A 2,561-nucleotide genomic window follows, 5' to 3' on the forward strand; every position below is an offset into this window, starting at 1 on the left:
GCAGGTTGATCCCTTTATTGGTGTTGATGGGGGGATGGAAAATATTTTTTTAAGATGATAGGTCCTTTCCCTTTCGGGCGGATTCTTATATAACGGAGGGGCTGCGTTCCCCTGGGAGACTGGCACTATTCCACAAATGAACTTACGATTTTATGCAGGAAGAAAGACTGAGGTATTTACTTGGTTTGCACCTTCATGGCCGTACGTCTGCGGCCGAAGCGGAGGAACTCGGCGCATTGTTGCAGGACGAAAGTAATGAAGCTCTTTTTATACCCATTTTGTCTGAAATGATGGCGGCATCGCCTGCGGGTACGGAATATGATGCCGGCCGCTGGGAAGCGGTGCGGCAGCGGATCCTGGATGCGGAAGCCGGTGTGCAACCGGCGCCGGTGCGGCGCATCTGGTGGAAATGGGCGGCTGCGGCAGTGGTGGCGGGCCTCCTGGCAACAGGGGCCTGGCAATACCTGCACCGGGAGCGCTTGCCGGCGGCGGCCGTTTCAATGGAAGGGCGGTATAAGAACGATGTTCCGCCCGGCGGTAACCGAGCCTCGCTGTTGCTGGCCAATGGCGAGGTGATCGACCTGGATGCGGCGGCAGATGGAAAGCTCGCGCAGCAGGGTACCACGCGGATCAGCAAGCTGCAGGACGGGCAGGTGGCGTATAATGAAGACGAAGATGCAACCGTAGCAGCCTGGAATATACTGACAACGCCCCGTGGCGGGCAATTCCGGCTAACGCTGCCCGATGGTACGCAGGTCTGGATCAACGCGGCCAGCTCCCTGCGCTTCCCGACGGCATTTGTGGGGAAGGAGCGGGTGGTGGAGCTGACCGGAGAAGCGTATTTCGAAGTGGCGAAAGACGCCGGCAAGCCCTTCATCGTGAAAGCCACCGGCGGCATGGACGTGCAGGTGCTGGGAACGCATTTCAACGTGGCGGCGTATGAAGAAGAGCCCTCATCCACCGTAACCCTCCTGGAAGGCGCAGTAACCGTTAACCGGCAACAACTGGAACCCGGGCAGCAGGCGATCCGCCAGAACGGCCGCATCCGTATCAAAACGGGCGATACCGAACAGGCCGTAGCCTGGAAAAACGGCTATTTCAGCTTCAATGATGCAGATATTGAAACGGTGATGAAGGAACTGGAGCGCTGGTACGATATCCAGGTAAAATATGAAGCAGATGCTTCCAGGCTCCGCTTCGGCGGTGGGATCCAGCGAAGCCTTCCATTGACCAGCGTGTTGAAAATACTGGAGAAATACCAGGTGAAATTCAGGATAGACGGACGGGTCATCACCGTCATACCATAATATTCCTAACCAATTAAAAACTATTTGCTTATCGATTAACTGAAAACCGACTAACCAACCTTTTCAGCCCGAAATAAAAAGGCCGGTGATGCGCTAACATGACCGGCCGGGGGCGATACAATTGACGCTAACCAATTTTTATCACCAAAGTCAAATCTATGCTTTTTTTTGATGCTTTGTACCAGCACAAAGTTTTGTGGAGAGCTATGAAATTATCAACCAGTCTATTATTGATCGGCGCGCTGCATGTAAGTGCCGCCGCCCGCTCCCAGAAAGTGACGCTGGCCGTCAGAAATGCGCCGTTGACGGACGTCTTCAAGGCGATCCAGCGGCAATCCGGTTACATCGTTTTTTACAACAACGAATTGCTGTCCCGCTCCGTTCCCGTGACGCTGAGCGTGAAGGCTGCGCCTGTCAAAGACGTGCTGGCGCAGGTTTTGGAGCCCCAGGGCCTGCATTTCGCTATTGAAGACAAAACGATTTTCCTGCTCGCGATGCCGAGGGCGCCAAAAATGGCGGAACCTGTGGCACAGTTTATCACCGTAACCGGCCGTGTGACGGACGTAAACGGTGCGCCGCTGCCCGGGGTGTCCGTGAAGGTCAAAGGCTCCAGCCGCGGTGCCCTCACCAACGAAAACGGGGAGTTTTCGCTGACCGACGTAGATCCCGGATCGGTGCTCGTTTTCTCTTCCATTGGGTTTACCCGGCAGGAAGTGGCGCTCGGCGGCCGTTCTGTGGTTACCCTTCGCCTGGAAGCCGTTCCCAGCAAGCTGGAGGCCGTTCAGGTGGTGAACACCGGTTACCAGTCCATCTCCGCCGAAAGGGCCACCGGCTCCTTCTCCTTCATCTCGCCCACCCGCCTGGAAGCCAAGCTGCGCCCCGATCTCAGGGCCGCGCTGGAAGGGCAGGCAGCAGGTGTCGTGATTTCCCGGGAAGGGAACGTGGAGATCCGCGGGGTATCGACCATCAACGCCGAAACCAAACCCTTGCTGGTGGTAGACGGCTACCCCACGCAGGGCGACCTCGAAAGCATCAACATCGACAATATCGAGAGCATCACGGTGCTAAAGGATGCGGTAGCCGCTTCGATCTACGGTGCGCGCTCCAGCAACGGGGTGATCGTGATCACCACGCGGAAGGGCCGTCCGGGTACCATGCGCGTGCAATACCGGGGCTCTACGGGCATCACCCTCAAACCCCAGGTCAGCTACCTTAACCGCGCTTCCGCCAGCGATTACATCGATGCAGAGATAG

2 protein-coding genes are annotated in these 2,561 nt (G+C 56.8%); both read left to right on the forward strand.

The features are described 5' to 3' along the window. Positions 1-152: 152 nt before the first annotated feature. Positions 153-1,307, forward strand: a complete 1,155-nt coding sequence (locus Q0510_RS24385) for a FecR family protein (protein WP_298717801.1) — start codon at positions 153-155, stop codon at positions 1,305-1,307. 206 nt (positions 1,308-1,513) lie between these two features. Continuing rightward, positions 1,514-2,561, forward strand: a 1,048-nt coding sequence (locus tag Q0510_RS24390; protein ID WP_298717804.1) for a SusC/RagA family TonB-linked outer membrane protein, incomplete at its 3' end; no start/stop codon positions are given.

The organism is uncultured Chitinophaga sp., from assembly GCF_937874145.1.
In the GTDB taxonomy this organism is placed as follows: domain Bacteria; phylum Bacteroidota; class Bacteroidia; order Chitinophagales; family Chitinophagaceae; genus Chitinophaga.

Coding starts and splice junctions, on each gene's coding strand:
- Q0510_RS24385 (WP_298717801.1), top strand. CDS start 153: ATGCAGGAAGAAAGACTGAGGTATTTACTTGGTTTGCACCTTCATGGC.